14 protein-coding genes are annotated in these 16,125 nt (G+C 37.6%); all 14 read right to left on the reverse strand.

Translation table 11 applies throughout. The features are described 5' to 3' along the window. Window positions 1-92: 92 nt before the first annotated feature. Window positions 93-1,652 carry a ribonuclease Y gene (gene rny, locus M3189_RS00835; RefSeq protein WP_251630922.1) on the reverse strand — a complete coding sequence of 520 codons (1,560 nt, stop codon included), beginning with the start codon at window positions 1,650-1,652 and terminating at the stop codon, window positions 93-95. Window positions 1,653-1,966: 314 nt separating this feature from the next. Continuing rightward, window positions 1,967-3,007: a recombinase RecA gene (recA, locus tag M3189_RS00840; RefSeq protein WP_251630924.1), complete on the reverse strand. Its 1,041-nt coding sequence runs from the start codon at window positions 3,005-3,007 to the stop codon at window positions 1,967-1,969. Window positions 3,008-3,567: 560 nt separating this feature from the next. Further along, complete coding sequence (locus M3189_RS00845) at window positions 3,568-4,821, reverse strand: competence/damage-inducible protein A (RefSeq protein ID WP_251630926.1); 1,254 nt, start codon at window positions 4,819-4,821, stop codon at window positions 3,568-3,570. A gap of 18 nt (window positions 4,822-4,839) precedes the next feature. Beyond that, window positions 4,840-5,418 carry a CDP-diacylglycerol--glycerol-3-phosphate 3-phosphatidyltransferase gene (pgsA, locus tag M3189_RS00850; RefSeq protein WP_179161179.1) on the reverse strand — a complete coding sequence of 193 codons (579 nt, stop codon included), beginning with the start codon at window positions 5,416-5,418 and terminating at the stop codon, window positions 4,840-4,842. 50 nt (window positions 5,419-5,468) lie between these two features. After that, window positions 5,469-6,371, reverse strand: a complete 903-nt coding sequence (locus M3189_RS00855; protein ID WP_251630928.1) for a helix-turn-helix domain-containing protein — start codon at window positions 6,369-6,371, stop codon at window positions 5,469-5,471. Window positions 6,372-6,392: 21 nt separating this feature from the next. Beyond that, window positions 6,393-7,184, reverse strand: coding sequence for a DUF3388 domain-containing protein (locus M3189_RS00860; RefSeq protein ID WP_251630930.1), 792 nt, complete (start codon window positions 7,182-7,184; stop codon window positions 6,393-6,395). A 158-nt stretch (window positions 7,185-7,342) separates the two neighbouring features. Next, the gene (locus tag M3189_RS00865) at window positions 7,343-7,600 is read right to left on the reverse strand and encodes a DUF3243 domain-containing protein (protein WP_251630932.1); all 258 of its coding nucleotides are present in this window, start codon (window positions 7,598-7,600) and stop codon (window positions 7,343-7,345) included. A 79-nt stretch (window positions 7,601-7,679) separates the two neighbouring features. Beyond that, window positions 7,680-8,402, reverse strand: coding sequence for an elongation factor P 5-aminopentanone reductase (gene ymfI, locus M3189_RS00870; protein ID WP_251630934.1), 723 nt, complete (start codon window positions 8,400-8,402; stop codon window positions 7,680-7,682). Between the two features lie 74 nt (window positions 8,403-8,476). Beyond that, entirely contained in the window at window positions 8,477-9,766 is a 1,290-nt protein-coding gene (gene yfmH / locus M3189_RS00875) for an EF-P 5-aminopentanol modification-associated protein YfmH (protein WP_251630936.1), read from the reverse strand. Then, entirely contained in the window at window positions 9,766-11,046 is a 1,281-nt protein-coding gene (yfmF, locus tag M3189_RS00880) for an EF-P 5-aminopentanol modification-associated protein YfmF (RefSeq protein ID WP_251630938.1), read from the reverse strand. The genes yfmH and yfmF overlap by 1 nt, the downstream gene beginning before the upstream one ends. A gap of 193 nt (window positions 11,047-11,239) precedes the next feature. Then, complete coding sequence (locus tag M3189_RS00885; protein WP_251630940.1) at window positions 11,240-12,190, reverse strand: ABC transporter permease; 951 nt, start codon at window positions 12,188-12,190, stop codon at window positions 11,240-11,242. Window position 12,191: 1 nt separating this feature from the next. Further along, the gene (locus M3189_RS00890) at window positions 12,192-13,271 is read right to left on the reverse strand and encodes an ABC transporter permease (RefSeq protein ID WP_251630942.1); all 1,080 of its coding nucleotides are present in this window, start codon (window positions 13,269-13,271) and stop codon (window positions 12,192-12,194) included. Then, entirely contained in the window at window positions 13,268-14,791 is a 1,524-nt protein-coding gene (locus M3189_RS00895) for an ABC transporter ATP-binding protein (RefSeq protein WP_251630944.1), read from the reverse strand. The genes M3189_RS00890 and M3189_RS00895 overlap by 4 nt, the downstream gene beginning before the upstream one ends. A gap of 206 nt (window positions 14,792-14,997) precedes the next feature. Then, on the reverse strand, window positions 14,998-16,101 hold the full coding sequence (locus M3189_RS00900; RefSeq protein ID WP_435368045.1) for a BMP family lipoprotein: 1,104 nt from the start codon (window positions 16,099-16,101) through the stop codon (window positions 14,998-15,000). Window positions 16,102-16,125: the final 24 nt, after the last annotated feature.

The raw sequence follows: 16,125 nt of genomic DNA on the forward strand, positions 1-16,125 counted from the left end.
ATGCATTTATTTATTATAAATTGTATCACACTTTTATTTTATTTAACCGTTAGATACCTTGCAAAAAAATAAAGCAGTGCATAAGCACCGCTTTATTTTGCATATTCCACAGCCCGTGTTTCACGGATGACTGTCACTTTAATATGTCCTGGATAATCAAGCTCTTCTTCGATTCGTTTCCGAATATCTCGAGCCAAACGATGTGCAGCTAAGTCATCAACCGCATCAGGTCTTACAATAATCCGCACTTCACGACCAGCTTGAATAGCGAAGGATTTCTCAACACCATCATAGGACTCAGAAATCTCCTCCAGCTTTTCTAAGCGGCGGATATAGTTTTCTAGAGTCTCACTACGTGCTCCAGGTCTTGCGGCTGATAATGCGTCAGCAGCAGCCACTAGAACCGCAATGGTTGATGTTGGCTCCGTATCACCATGGTGAGAAGCAATACTGTTGATAACCACTGGGTGTTCCTTGTATTTAGTTGCAAGTTCGACCCCAATTTCAACATGGCTGCCTTCCACTTCATGGTCAATTGCTTTTCCGATATCATGCAATAGCCCTGCACGGCGTGCCAGCGTTTCATCCTCACCAAGTTCAGCCGCAAGTAAGCCTGATAGCTGAGCAACTTCCATTGAGTGCTTAAGGACATTTTGTCCGTAACTCGTACGGAATTTTAAGCGTCCAAGGATTTTAATGAGATCCGGATGTAGTCCATGAACACCGACTTCAAACGTCGTTTGTTCACCCACTTCACGGATATACTCATCCACTTCACGACGTGATTTTTCTACCATTTCCTCAATACGTGCCGGATGGATACGTCCATCTTGAACAAGCTTTTCAAGTGCCAATCGAGCTGTTTCACGACGAATTGGGTCAAATCCTGATAGAATTACTGCTTCTGGTGTATCATCAATAATCAAATCAATTCCCGTAAGTGTTTCTAGTGTACGGATATTTCTTCCTTCACGGCCAATAATACGACCCTTCATTTCATCATTTGGAAGGTTGACTACAGATACTGTCGTTTCCGCAACATGGTCAGCAGCGCAACGCTGGATTGCTAGCGATAGAATTTCTTTCGCTTTTTTGTCTGCTTCCTCTTTCGCACGGTTTTCACTTTCCTTAATCATTATCGCAGTGTCATAGGTTAATTCCTGCTCCATTTTATCGATAATGATGGTCTTTGCTTCCTCACGAGTTAAACTCGAAATTCGTTCAAGTTCAGTTTGTTGTTTTCGTACCAACTCGTCCACTTTGCTTTCCATCTGTTCAATATGCTGTTGTCTTTGGTTTAGAGAATCATCCTTCTTTTCTAATAGAATTTCTCGTTTATTTAACGATTCATCCTTTCGATCTAAATTCTCTTCTCTTTGCAGTAAACGGTTTTCTTGTTTTTGCAGTTCATTTCTTCGTTCACGAACCTCACGTTCGGCTTCTGTACGAAGCTTGTGAATTTCATCCTTTGCCTCAAGCAAAGCTTCTTTCTTCAATGAATCAGCGTCACGCTTTGCATCTTCAAGAATCTGCTCTGCAGCATTCTTTGCACCTGCTATTTTTGCCTCAGCAATGGATTTACGAACAAAATAGCCAACAACGGCACCGACGATAATGCCAAGCAAAATGGAGATGATAGTAATAGTGTCCATCGTTACACCTCCTCTTGCTATGAACTTTTGTTTCCCTCTTTTAAGTGTCGGCATGTACATTGGTTTGGTTCAACATACAGCAAGCACCAGGCTTTTCATTGTAATATTAACAAAAATGTAAAATATACATGTTAATTGTAAATGTGTGTATATTCATTGTCAAGGGTAACTCCTGGTAGCTTTTTGAAATATTTAGACTTTGTTCATAGTTTAACAATATTCAAATCGTTAGGAGTTGAATAAATATACATAAAGACTAATAACTATGCATTTTACTAAAAAGAGCAAAACCTAATCAGGCTTTGCTCTTTTTGTTAATCTATTAATTCAAACTGCTCATCATCATCCACTTCAGTGACAATCTTTTCACCATCTAATCCGTAATGCTCGCGGATTTTTTGCTGAATTTCAAGACGAATGCTTGGATTTTCTCTTAAGAAAGTCTTTGCATTTTCGCGGCCTTGACCGATTCTTTCTTCATTATATGAATACCAAGAACCGCTCTTTTGAACGATATCTAGTTCAGAGCCGATATCAATGATTTCGCCCTCTTTAGAAATTCCTTCACCATACATAATATCTACTTCAGCTGTACGGAATGGAGGAGCTACTTTATTCTTAACCACTTTAATCTTCGTTTTGTTTCCTACTATATCCGTACCTTGCTTTAATGCTTCTCCACGACGTACTTCAACACGAATCGTAGAGTAGAATTTCAACGCACGACCACCAGGAGTCGTCTCGGGATTTCCAAACATAACTCCAATTTTTTCACGAACTTGGTTAATAAAGATTGCAATAGTTTTCGATTTGTTTATGACACCAGAAAGTTTGCGGAGTGCTTGAGACATCAAGCGAGCTTGAAGACCCATATGAGAATCTCCCATTTCTCCTTCAATTTCTGCTTTTGGAACTAATGCTGCTACGGAGTCGACTACTAGAATATCAATTGCACCGCTTCGTACAAGTGCCTCTGCGATTTCTAGCGCTTGTTCCCCAGTATCTGGCTGGGATAACAATAATTCATCGATGTTTACTCCTAGTTTTTGTGCATATGCTGGATCCAGGGCATGTTCAGCGTCGATAAACGCTGCTTGTCCGCCTGCAGCTTGGACTTCTGCAATTGCATGTAAGGCAACGGTTGTTTTACCAGAGCTTTCCGGACCGTAAACTTCGATAATTCTTCCTCTAGGGTATCCGCCAACTCCAAGTGCTGAATCTAGTGCTAATGAGCCACTAGGACTTGTTAGAATCCTTGTGTCTGTTTTCTCTCCCATTTTCATGATAGAGCCTTTACCAAATTGCTTTTCAATCTGTTTTAGCGCCATTTCTAAGGCCGCTTTACGATCAGTCACTACTAGTTCCTCCCTTATATATAAACCAAAAAGTTAATAGCCAAAATCTATAATTTAAATCCTATTAATAATATAACCTCTTTTTTGACTTTTGTACAGCAAAAAAACGAACATTCATTCGACTTTTTTGAAGCTAATAGTCATGTAAAAATAGGTAATTCCCCCAGTGAATTATATCTTTTTGATATACTTCTCCATTGATTTCACCTTTTTCATCTATTTTCAGACCTTTCTCTTTATGATAAAAAAAATCACAGAGAGCTTAGTTAGCTTTCTGTGATTAATAGCTCTATAGTTACCGTAACTTCAAATTAGTTGAAGCTAGGGTCACTATAACAGCTATATAGTTACCGTAACATCAAAATAGTTGGAACTAGGGTAACTATAACTGCTCTATAGTTACCGTTACCCCAAATTAGCAGGAGTTTCGGTCACTATAACTGCTCTATAGTTACCGTTACCCCAAATTAGTAGGAGCTTCGGTCACTATAACTGCTCTATAGTTACCGTTACCCCAAATTAGCAGGAGCCTCGGTCACTATAACTGCTGTAAGTCACGATTAGTTAGCTTTCTGTGATTCTTGCAATTGCTTTATTAAGTAGTAACAGCCATATTTTACCGAACGGCTCCGGTTTGCTTCCCTTGATCCGCCGAGCTCCAGCTTTTCAACCACGGTTTGTTGCCCTTTGATCGAAATACCGATATAAACGGTACCTACAGGCTTACCCTCAAGCTCATCAGGACCAGCAACACCAGTGAAACTTATGCCAATATCAGTGGATAGTAATGTTGCAACATTTTCTGCAAGCTCTTTCGCACACTCATGACTTACTACGCCAAACTTTTCAATTGTTTCCTTTTTAACTCCTAAGACTTTCTCCTTAACCTCATTCGTGTAGCAAACCACTCCACCCTTAAAGACTGAACTAACACCTGGAAAACTAGTTATTCCCTCTTGGAACAATCCCCCGGTTAAACTCTCTGCAGCGGAAATTTTAACATTTTTTTCATCTAAAACCTTCATTAATTCAGCAACTAAAGAAGTATTATCATACCCATATAAAAACTTCCCTACACGAGCTCTAATTTTACTCTCAGCTTCATCAAGCATTGACTCTGCAGTTTGCATATCTTGGTGCTTTGCCGTAAGCCTTAAGGTACATTCTCCGTCAGCTGCAAGCGGGGCAATCGTTGGATTGGTTTGTTGTTCTATTAAATCCATGATTTCCGTTTCTAACGCAGCCTCTCCGATTCCAAAGAACCTTAACACTCTCGAAACTATTTTTTCATCCGTTTTTACTTGTTTTGATAGAGCAGCTGTACCAAATTGTAAAAACATAGGCTCCATTTCTTTCGGTGGCCCAGGTAAAAGCATATAAATACAATTACCATTCTCAGCCATCATACCCGGAGCCATTCCATGATGATTTGGCAGTATTACAGAACCCTCTAAAACAAGAGCCTGCTTCTTATTATTTTCAGTCATTGCCCTATTTCCCTTTTTAAAATACAGTTCAATAGATTCTAATGCTTCTTGATCCATTACGAGATTTTTTCCTAAATGACGAGCAATCGTTTCCTTTGTCAGATCATCTTTAGTCGGTCCAAGTCCGCCAGTAAAAATGATTAAGTTAGAGCGTTTTTCTGCGATTTCAATTGCTGATCTTAATCTATCAGGATTATCGCCAACTACTGTATGAAAAAAAACATTTATCCCTAGTCCAGCAATGTGTTGCGATATAAATCGTGCATTACTATTAACGATTTGACCCAACAGTAATTCAGAACCAACAGCAATAATTTCGGCATTCATCATCTTTTACCCCAAGTTCTATTTAGAATTTTTGAAAACATGCATATTCTTTGAAAAATAATCCCATCCAGACCAGACAGTAAAAATTAATGCAACCCATAGTGCTACATCATCAAATGGAAATCCAATCATTTCAAAAATAATATTATGTAATAAAAGTGCTGAAATTGCGATGATTTGTGCCCAGGTTTTGATTTTCCCGAGGTTATTGGCAGCTACCACTTCTCCACCCTCAACCAGCAAAAGACGCAGACCTGTGACAGCAAATTCTCTGCTTATGATTGCAATGACAATCCATGAAGCTGCATATCCAAGATCAACTAGGACAACCAGTGCAGCAGAGACAAGTAATTTATCGGCTAGCGGATCGAGGAATTTCCCCATATTTGTAACAAGATTATATTTTCGAGCATAATACCCATCTACCCAATCTGTAGAAGAAGCAAAAATAAAAATTAAAGCTCCAACAAAATGGGTAACGGGTAGGTCTGCTCCCAGTAGGTGCATATTTCCCCACTCAAAGGGGGCAAGCATAATAATCAAGAAAATTGGTATTAACAGTATTCTTGATATCGTTATTTGATTTGGTACATTCATCGTTTTTCCTCCAAATAATATTAGAACGAAAAATAGTCATCACTAGATGACTATTCGTTCTTCGGAACAAATTGAATCGTAATGTTCTGAACAACCACATCAGCAGGTGGTATTGCATACTCAAGCTTTTGGTCATTTACATAAATCTCAGTAGCAACCGCATTTCCAACAACAATGACTGCTTGGGGTTCACCCGCTAAATCTACTTCAGTACTTTGTGTTCCAGTGGTTGATAATAGCCCATTAAACTTGGAAACGCCACTGCCATTTTTAACACTTACCCATGATTTCTCTGTTGAAACTAGTCTCACGATAAATTTATCAGTATTTTTCAATTCATAGGTAGAGTTTTTTCCACTGTTTTGAATTGGGATTAATTCCTGTTTCGGTGCTTCTACAACAGGAGTTTCCTCAACAGTCTGTTCATCACTTTCTTCCTCTTTTTCGGTTTCCTTTGTCGTATCTTTCTCTGCATCTTCTGCTTTTTCAAGATTTTGAGAGCGGACAAACTTTACAGGTTCATTTTCATTGTTTATCAAATCATTCGCCTTGTCTCCGACGTTATTTACAACGAAATAATAAAGTACCCCCGCAGCACCGATAATAAAGACTCCAATTAAGACTTTTGGGATAATATCAAAAATTTTCGAGGAACCTTCTGAGACACTCTTACGTGTTTTTACTCTAGACAATTGTTCAGGTAAATCATCAATGTGGGTTGCTGGTATTTCATTCTTATATAATTCAAAAATTTCATCCGGATTTAGCTGGAGAGCTTCAGCGTATTGCTTTACAAAAGCACGAACATAGAAATTTCCTGGCATGCTAGAATAATTTCCTTCTTCAATACCAACTAAATAACGCTTTTGAATTTTTGTGAGAGACTGTAAATCCTCTAAGCTTAAACCTTTGGCTAATCGCTCTTCTTTTAGTCGATTACCTAATTCAGTCACTTGTTAACACCTTCCAATTATTTAAAATCCAAAATCTCCAAAATCAGAGCCAGAGAATAAGTTATTTTGGTCGACAATATCATATGTAATTTCTTCGTCTGCCTCGTTCCGTAACTCGATAATATAATCAAAATCATCAAGTGTATACTCAGAATTTTGCACAAAGATATCAGGATGTTCGACCACTTTAACCGCAGGTAAACGCATGATTTCGCGTACAAGCTGCCAATGCCTTTCACTTGCACGTTTGGTTGAAACAATCCCATCAAGAATGAACAAATTATTTTCATTGTATTCATCTTGAATCAGCTGATTACGTATGGTTTGTTTTAAAAGAGTCGAAGATACAAATAACCACCTTTTATTTGCGCATACACTCGCAGCAACCACAGATTCTGTTTTACCAACCCTCGGCATCCCACGAATCCCAATCAGTTTGTGTCCTTCCTGCTTAAATAATTCTGCCATAAAGTCAACTAATAATCCAAGTTCATTTCGAACAAATCGGAATGTTTTTTTATCATCCGCGTCACGTTGTATGTACCGTCCATGTCTGACTGCCAGTCGATCACGAAGCTTTGGTTCTCTAATCTTAATTACTTTTATTGTGTCCATTGTATTTAAAATTGACTCTAACCGTTTAATTTGATTATCATCTTTTGCTAAGATTAATAATCCGCGCCGCCCTTCATCTACTCCATTAATGGTTACAATATTGATTGACAGCATTCCTAGTAATGATGAAATGTCGCCCAGCAAACCAGGACGGTTTTTTTGAATCTCATATTCTAAATACCACTCTTTCTTCTCCATAAAAACCTCCTAAACTAAAACGACAAATTTTTCATTTCCTTATCTATCCATTATAATATATGATTTTGATTGAAGATGAAAGCAAAAACAAGTTCATTGCTTATTTAATATATTTTTGCTTCTAATCGCAAAAAAAAGAGAGGTTAAAACCTCTCCTTTTAGCGACTTCCATTATTTTGAACTAATTTTACCATTATGTTGGCGATTGCTTGCTGCTCTTCTTTATCCGCAACAGACCATAAATCAGCCAAGATTCTCTCTTGCTCGTTTTTTGGTTCTACCTGATCTGATAAATAATCACCTATTTGCAAAGCAAGAGCGCTTATAGCCCCTTCGCTCATTCCTTCATTTTGTGCTTGATGAAGTCGATCAGCGAGAAAATCTTCCCATTGTTTCCAGTTATCTAAAACAGACATAATAAACCCTCCTTTATAGTTGTACATTGTTATTTTGCTTACAAAGGACGGGAATTATTCACGAAAAAAAATGTATAAATTATGTATGCCAGCCGCCATTAATCGAGAGTACTTGTCCCGTTATATACGATGATTCATCTGATAATAAAAATTTCACGCCATTCGCTATTTCCTCTGGAATACCTAGTCTACCCATCGGGATTTCGTATTGAAGTAATTGAATATCCTCCTCTGAGAATTTACCCATCATCGCAGTTTCAACTGCGCCAGGCGCAATGGCATTCACACGCACTCCGCTCAATGCAACCTCTTTACTTAAAGCTTTAACAAAAGAAATTTGTGCTCCCTTTGCTGTCGAATAGGCTACTTCACAGGCAGCACCTGTTTGACCCCATATCGAGGAGATAAGAATGATATTTCCTGATCGTTTTTTAATTAGTTTTGGCAGTAGTTCTTTTGTGATCATTATAGGATTCATAACATGAACCCTCATTAAGGCATCAACTTCTTCATATTTTAAGTCAACGAGGAGACCATAATGGCTATTGCCGCTGCAATGAATAATGGCATCAAGCGAGAATATTTGTGAACATATCTTTTTATATCCTTCTGGATCCTCTAAATCCGCCTGAATTGGTATGTACTCACCACCAAAGGATTCAAGTTGCTCTACTAATTCCTTGATTGCTGTTTCATTTTTATTAAAATGTAAATATAAATGATAACCTAGAGAAGCCAATTTTAACGCTGCCGCTTGTCCTATTCCGCCGCTTGCTCCTGTAATTAGTGCATATTTTCCCACGAACTTCACTCTTTCTATATTAACTAATCCTTATTTTAATCGAAAGAAAAGCGCCGGCTAGCGACGCTTACTTCTTACTTTTTAGGAATCACTTGGCAAACGGAGAAACGCTCTTCTGAAATAACTTCAGATGCTAATTTCTTCACATCATCCAAAGTGATTTTCTCTAAAGTAGGAACAACATCAAATAAGTTCATGTCATTAAAAGCATATCTTGTGAATTGATTTGCTATATACTCTGGAGAATTCACAGCACGCAAAAATGATCCAATCTTCTTCTTCTTCGCTCTTTCCAATTGCTCTTCTGAAAATGAGGTAGCATTTTTCGCATGGAAAAGCATGTTTTTCAGCTGTTCTGTTAGTTTATCAGGATTTTCTGTATCCCCGCCAATCATCGCAAAGCCAAACCCCTGTTCTTGTGTATAATCATAAGAAAAGGTTTCATCAATCAAACCTTCCGTATAAAGTTGGTTATAATTTTCTGAGCTTTTACCAAACAACAAATCCAAGAGTACATTCATAGTCAGTTCATTCTTTAATAACTCAGCACCACTTTGATCTACATGTAAGGCTTTCATCCCAATTAAGCATTTAGAGGTCTGCACATTCATCTCCAGCACCTGTTTTTGCTCGGCAGTTTGAAGAGGCTCATCTTCAAATTTACGCTGAATCTCCGGCATCTCTTTGTAATCCTTTTTCGATTGGTTTTCTCTCACTTGATCCATAAATTTATTCGGATCAACTGGTCCAACAATAAACAATAACATATTACTCGGATGATAAAAGGTATTGTAGCATTCATAAAGCAAATCTTTCGTAATATGGGAGATTGATTCTATTGTACCGGCAATATCAATCTTTACAGGATGGTTTTGATACAAATTTTGAATCAACCCGAAATAGAGACGCCAATCAGGATTATCATCGTACATCGTGATTTCTTGACCAATAATCCCTTTTTCCTTTTCAACCGTTTTTTCTGAGAAATAAGGATCCTGAACGAAATCAACTAACGTTTCCAGGTTTTTTTCTACATCTGAAGTACTGGAGAACAAGTATGCAGTACGGGTAAAAGAGGTAAAGGCATTGGCTGAAGCCCCCTGCTTGCTAAATTGTTGAAAGACGTCTCCGTCTTCCTTTTCAAAAAGCTTATGCTCAAGAAAATGAGCAATCCCATCGGGAACTTTTTTATATTCCTCTTGACCAAATGGAACAAAGTGATTATCAATTGATCCATACTTTGTGGTAAAAGTAGCAAATGTCTTATTAAATCCTTTTTTCGGTAATATATAGACATTTAAACCATTGGATAACTTTTCGTGGTAAAGTTCTTCTTGTAGCTGGTCAAAATTAATTTTCTCCATTATTTTACCGCCTCACTTCCAGTTAAGAAATAGATGGTATCAAGTTCTATTTTAGCAGCGACAGCGACAATTTCTTCTTTTGTCGTTTTCTCCATATCGGTAATCCACTGCTCAAGTTTTATATCCTTACCAGCAACAACATTATGGTAAAGGATTTCTGTTAATCCTCTTGAAGTATCAATGGTTTCAAGAATCTGATTTCGAATGACGGCTTTGGTTTGAACTAATTCTTGTTCAGAAAAGTCGCCTTTTCTCATCGCTTCCAATTGATCGCGAATAATTCCAACTGCCTGGTCAAAGTTCTTTAGGTCAATCCCTGACATTACCATCATTAATCCTTTATGGCTTTCAAGCCTGCTTGAAACATAATAGGCTAAGCTTGCCTTTTCACGGACATTGATAAATAGCTTTGAGTGTGAGAAACCTCCAAAAATTCCATTAAACAATTGAAGAGCAAAGTAATCGCTATCCCCGTAGACAACATTCGTACGATAACCAATGTTTAATTTCCCTTGTTTTACATCCTGCTCTTCTTTAATTTCGTTTACCTTTTCCTTTTTCTGTACATCTAATGGGTCTAGCTTCTTCGGAGTGCGGTCTTCAAAATTCAGCAAATCTTTGGCAAGGCTTTTCACCTCTTCTTCCTTAACATCTCCAATTACATAAAGATCCATTTCATCTTCTAAAAACGCCATTTTATAATAGTCATATAAGTTTTCTGGGGTTATTGCTTCTACATCCTCTGCTTCTCCATTTACTTGAAGGGCATACGGCTCCCCTTTACACATTTCTTGGAGCAGACGGACATTTGAATAGCGCATTTTATCATCATATACAGATTGAATCCGTTGTTTTAATGTTCTTTTTTCTTTGTTCACTGTATCTTGATCAAATCTATCACCTGAAACATTCGGCTTCGTCAAAACCTCAGAAAGAAGTTCGAATCCTTTTTTCAATAATGGGGTAGGATCACTTAAGAATTTTTCATTCGCGATTTCTAGCGTCAAACTGATTATATGATATTCACCTTTTTTTGCTAAATCTATAAACAGTGTAGCTCCATATAATTCATCTAAATATGACCGCAATGCTGTTGTGGTTGGATATTTTGCGGAGCTGCTTTGTAAAACCTGTGGAAGCAGAGCCCTTTTCGTTACGTCTTCCTTTGTTAATGGTGCTTTCATTTTCCATACAAATGTATTCGTTTTATATTTATCTGTTTCAATGACATGGAGTTTGTATCCCTGCATAGCCGTAATTTTTTCAGCTGTTGAATCCATTAAAAGACCTCCTTAAAATTTCAAAATCCTACTTATTATATATGTAAGCAATCATCCGGTTATTTTACATCATTTCCATTGTTATAAACCCTTATTCTTACTATAATTTGCCAGGCTTGGATTTTACAAGCTTCAACCACTGCTTCTAACAAATTAAAACAGGCTGACTAATTAGCCAGCCTGTTTATCCTATTTATCGTTTACCTGGATCAAATGGTTCTCCAGCTGCTTTAGGTGCTTGTGAAGATTTAGAAAAGATAACTAAAGCAATTAACGTGACTACATATGGGAAAATTTTCAAAATGATTGGCGGGATAACGGCCAATTCAGGAATAACTTGAGATACGTTAGCAATTGTACTGGCAAATCCGAAGAATAGTGTTGCTCCTAAGATTCCTAGTGGTCTCCATTGACCAAAGATTAATGAAGCAAGTGCTAAGAAACCAAGACCAGAAACGGAACCGGTAAATTCACCTGCGTACGTTAAAATAATGATTCCTCCGCCTAGTCCTGATAAAGCGCCAGAAAGCATAACCCCGATATAACGGATTCTTACTACATTAATCCCCGCAGCTTGAGCAGCCTGTGGAAACTCCCCACAAGATTTTAAACGCAAGCCAAATTTCGTTTTATTTAAAATAAACGCACTAACAAGTAGTACTAATAAAATAAACCAAGTTGTTGCATACGTTTTTGTAAACAATAAATCCCCAATAATCGGAATTTGAGATAAAATTGGCACATCAAATGGTGTAAAACCACTGGTAATACGGATATTACCACTTCCAGTAATATTTCTAGCCAAGAATACGGTTAATGCCATGGCAATCATGTTAATTGCAGTACCACTAATTACTTGGTCTGCACTTAGATTAATGCTGGCAAAGGCATGTAAGAGTGAAAATAAAATACCTACTACCACCGCAACTAATAATCCCATCCACAGGATCGACGAACCTTGCATCTTGTCCTGCAAAAAGTTGACCGTTAATGCACTCGCAAATGCTCCTGAAATCATTAAACCTTCTAAACCGATATTTACGATACCGCTTCTTTCACTAAAAAGACCACCTAGGGCTGTGATAAGAAGTGGAATGGTAAAAACAATTGCGTAAGGGAATATTTGTTCAATTATGGTCCACATTTTAAGCTTCTCCCTTCTTGCCAACAGGTCCGTCTACATCGTTTGAATTTGAACGAGTCTTGCGGAATTTATTAAGTACACGGTGAATCAATACGCTGGTAGCAGCAAAATAAATAATAATGGCAATGATTGTATTAGCAAGTTCTGGGGGAATCTCAATCATGGCATTCATAAAGCCAGTTCCTGAATATAGAATACCAAAAAGGAGTGCTGCAAAGAACACGCCGACTGGAGAGTTTGCCCCAAGTAATGCAACGGCAATGCCATCATAACCCTGCGATGGTAGTATACCAATTTGCATGCTGGAAGCATTTCCAGTGTATAATGCAACCCCACCAAGTCCTGCAAGAGCACCTGATATTAACATTGATAAGATAATATTTCGATTTACTTTCATACCTGCATATTCTGCTGCGTGTCGATTGAACCCTACAGCTTTTAATTCAAATCCTAGTGTTGTTTTATTAATAATAAATGCCATGATGATTACAGCAATAACTCCAAAGAATAATCCTAAATTTATATACGATCCCTGAAACAATTCTGTCAACCAAGGTGTTCTCAGAGTAGTTTCTTCTGCTAGTTTTCGTGACTCAGTTTCTAGGAATTCACCTTTAAAATAACCAGGAACAACATAATAAACTGTCCAATAGGCAATCCAGTTCATCATGATTGTGGATACTACTTCATGCACATTAAATTTCGCTTTAAAAAGTCCAGGAATAAATGCCCATAATCCTCCACCTATTATTCCGGCAAGTACCATTACAATAAGTAGAATCGGTCTTGATAAATCAAACGTTAAGGCTACTGCAGTGGCAGCAAGACCGCCAATCAACATTTGGCCAGATGCACCAATGTTAAAGAGTCCAGTACGGAAGGCAAAAGCCACAGCAAGTCCAGAGAAAATAAGTGGTGTTGCGGTTGCAAGAGTATCACCTATGCGTGAAATATTCTTTAATGCACCCTGGAATAAATATGTGTACCCTTCAATCGGGCTTGCCCCAATGAAGAGCATTAGTAAGCCCCCAGCTATTAGTCCTAAAACGATTGAAATTAATGAAACTATGGTGTTTCTCATACACTTCTCTCCTTACTAACTCCTGCCATCATCAGTCCTACCTCATTCTCATTCGTTTCGGAAGCAATTACAGTTCCGATTAACTCTCCATTGTTAACGATGGCAATACGGTCTGAAAGCTGCAGTACTTCATCAAGCTCTAAAGATACCAGAAGAACAGCCTTTCCTTTATCACGATGTTCAATTAATCTTTTGTGAATATATTCAATGGATCCTACATCCAATCCACGTGTAGGTTGTACAGCAATAAGCAAATCAGGATCTAATTCCATTTCACGGCCAATGATTGCCTTTTGCTGATTCCCTCCTGATAGAGTCCTTGCAATGGATGCCCCGCCTTCACCAGAACGAACGTCAAAGTTTTCTAAAATACTCTTAGCATAATTCTTAATCGCAGAGCCATTAAGTAATCCAGCCTTTGCAAACGGCGGTTTATTGTAAACTTCTAAAACCATGTTATTTTCTAAAGTATAATCAAGTACAAGTCCGCGTCTATGTCTATCTTCAGGGATATGGCCTATTCCGCTTTCAATTCTTTTACGAATCGGAATATTTGTTATTTCTTTACCATTTAATAAAATTTTTCCAGATTCTACTTTTCTTAGTCCGGTAATCGCTTCAACGATTTCTGATTGTCCATTCCCTTCGACCCCAGCGATACCGAAAATTTCTCCTCGTTTAACTTCAACAGAAAAATTTTTCAGTCCCAATACTTTTCTATTATTTTTTACAGAAAGAGAATCTATTTGAAGTACGACCTCACCTGGTGTACTAGCTTTCTTATCCACTTTAAAGTTAACTTCACGGCCAACCATCATTTCTGCCATTTGTGCCGTGCTTGTTTCTTTTACGTTAACCGTTCCGATTCCTTTTCCACGTCGAATAACAGTACAACGGTCTGCAACCGCTTTAATTTCTTTCAATTTATGTGTAATAATAATAATCGATTTACCTTCATTAATAAGATTACGCATGATTTTCATTAGTTCTTCTATTTCATGAGGAGTTAAAACTGCAGTTGGTTCGTCGAAAATAAGAACCTCGGCTTCGCGATATAGCATTTTCATAATTTCTACTCTCTGCTGCATACCTACAGAAATATCTTCAATCTTTGAATGAGGGTCAACATTTAAACCATAATGTTTTGATAATTCTGCAATTCGTTTTGCTGCCTTATCAATATCTAGGACCATACCTTTTAACGGTTCACTGCCTAGTATTATATTTTCTGTAACTGTAAAATTTTCTACTAATTTAAAATGCTGATGGACCATTCCGATACCAAGTTGATTGGCAACATTAGGACTCGTAATTTTTACTTCCTTCTCCCGTATCTTTATGATCCCTTTTTCAGGCTGATACATGCCAAACAATACACCCATGAGTGTTGATTTACCAGCACCGTTTTCACCTAATAGGGCATGTATTTCCCCTTTTTTTAATGTCAGGGTAATATTATCATTTGCTACAATACCAGGGAACTCTTTCCTAATATTCAGCATTTCAACCACATAACTCATAGTAGCACTCACCTTTTTAATTAGACTCGGGGATACTAGGAGTCCCCTATCAGATCATCAAATACTGAAGGATATTGAAAAAATAATTTAGTACTAAAGCTAATTAGTAAACTATTTATTTTCAATAATAATTTTTATTCATCTGAAAAGTTAAACATTTAGTACATAAAAGAGACGGAAAAATACCGTCTCTTTTATGATCTTTTTTACTTGAACAAGTCACCTTGTTCAGCCGCAACTTTAATGTCGCCAGACTTAATTTTTTCAAATACTTCTTTTACTTTAGCAGATGTTTCATCGCTTAAGTTTGGATTTTCTTCTGGAAGACCAATACCATCGTTTTTAGCATCGAATGTTAATGTCTCGCCACCAGGGAAATCACCATCTAATTCACGCTTAATTAAGTCAAATGTTACGTTATCTAATTTCTTCATTGCTGAAGTTAAGATAATTGATTTTTCACCTTCATAGATACCATCCGCATATTGGTCAGAGTCAACACCAACGATCCAGATTTTGTCTCCCGCTTTACCACGTGTTTTTGCTTCATTGATCGCACCAACACCAACACCGCCAGCAGCAGTGAAGATTACATTTACACCACGGTCAAACATTTGTGCTGCGATTTGTCCACCAGCAGCTACGTTATCAAATGAACCTTGGTAAAGTACGTTTTCAGCTTTCATGTTAAGTTTCGTACCTAGGTTTTCGTTAGCGTATTTAACACCTTGTTGGAAGCCCCAGTTAAACTTTTGAACAGCTGGAATTTCCATACCACCGATAAATCCAGCTTCGCCTTCTTTTAATTCAAGTGCAGAAGCTACACCTGCTAAGAAACCTGATTCATGTTCAGCGAAGAATACTGCCACTGTGTTATCGTTAACAACTGGTTTAAAGTCACCAGAATGTGGATTACCATCAAGAATGACGAACTTTGAATCTTTGTATTTATCCTGTGCTTTGAATACAGCAGTTTCAAACTTGAATCCAGGTAATACAATAAACTTATACCCTGCATCATATAAATTGCCCATTTCTTTTAGGTATTCTGCCTCTGTTGTACCAGCTGGCTTAAGATATTTTGATTGAATGCCTAATTCTTTTTGAGCTTGTTGAATACCTTCCCAAGTACCTTGGTTAAAAGATTTGTCATCAATTGTACCAGCATCGGTAACCATACCTACTTTAACAGCATCTTTACCATTATCTTTGCTGCCAGTATCTTTGTCGTCAGCGCCACCACAAGCTCCTAACAATGTGCCTGCAGCTAAAATCATTGACATAGCCAAGCCAAAATTACGTTTTTTCAAGGCAATTTACCCCCTATATTTATT

This window comes from Neobacillus niacini, assembly GCF_023715415.1.
Classification (GTDB): Bacteria; Bacillota; Bacilli; order Bacillales; family Cytobacillaceae; genus Neobacillus; species Neobacillus niacini_C.

Bases quoted from the DNA above. Each gene is read 5' to 3' on its own strand.
- rny (WP_251630922.1), bottom strand. From the start codon at position 1,652: ATGGACACTATTACTATCATCTCCATTTTGCTTGGCATTATCGTCGGT.
- M3189_RS00845 (WP_251630926.1), bottom strand. From the start codon at position 4,821: ATGAATGCCGAAATTATTGCTGTTGGTTCTGAATTACTGTTGGGTCAA.
- pgsA (WP_179161179.1), bottom strand. From the start codon at position 5,418: ATGAATGTACCAAATCAAATAACGATATCAAGAATACTGTTAATACCA.
- M3189_RS00860 (WP_251630930.1), bottom strand. From the start codon at position 7,184: ATGGAGAAGAAAGAGTGGTATTTAGAATATGAGATTCAAAAAAACCGT.
- M3189_RS00865 (WP_251630932.1), bottom strand. From the start codon at position 7,600: ATGTCTGTTTTAGATAACTGGAAACAATGGGAAGATTTTCTCGCTGAT.
- yfmH (WP_251630936.1), bottom strand. From the start codon at position 9,766: ATGGAGAAAATTAATTTTGACCAGCTACAAGAAGAACTTTACCACGAA.
- yfmF (WP_251630938.1), bottom strand. From the start codon at position 11,046: ATGGATTCAACAGCTGAAAAAATTACGGCTATGCAGGGATACAAACTC.
- M3189_RS00885 (WP_251630940.1), bottom strand. From the start codon at position 12,190: ATGTGGACCATAATTGAACAAATATTCCCTTACGCAATTGTTTTTACC.
- M3189_RS00890 (WP_251630942.1), bottom strand. From the start codon at position 13,271: ATGAGAAACACCATAGTTTCATTAATTTCAATCGTTTTAGGACTAATA.
- M3189_RS00895 (WP_251630944.1), bottom strand. From the start codon at position 14,791: ATGAGTTATGTGGTTGAAATGCTGAATATTAGGAAAGAGTTCCCTGGT.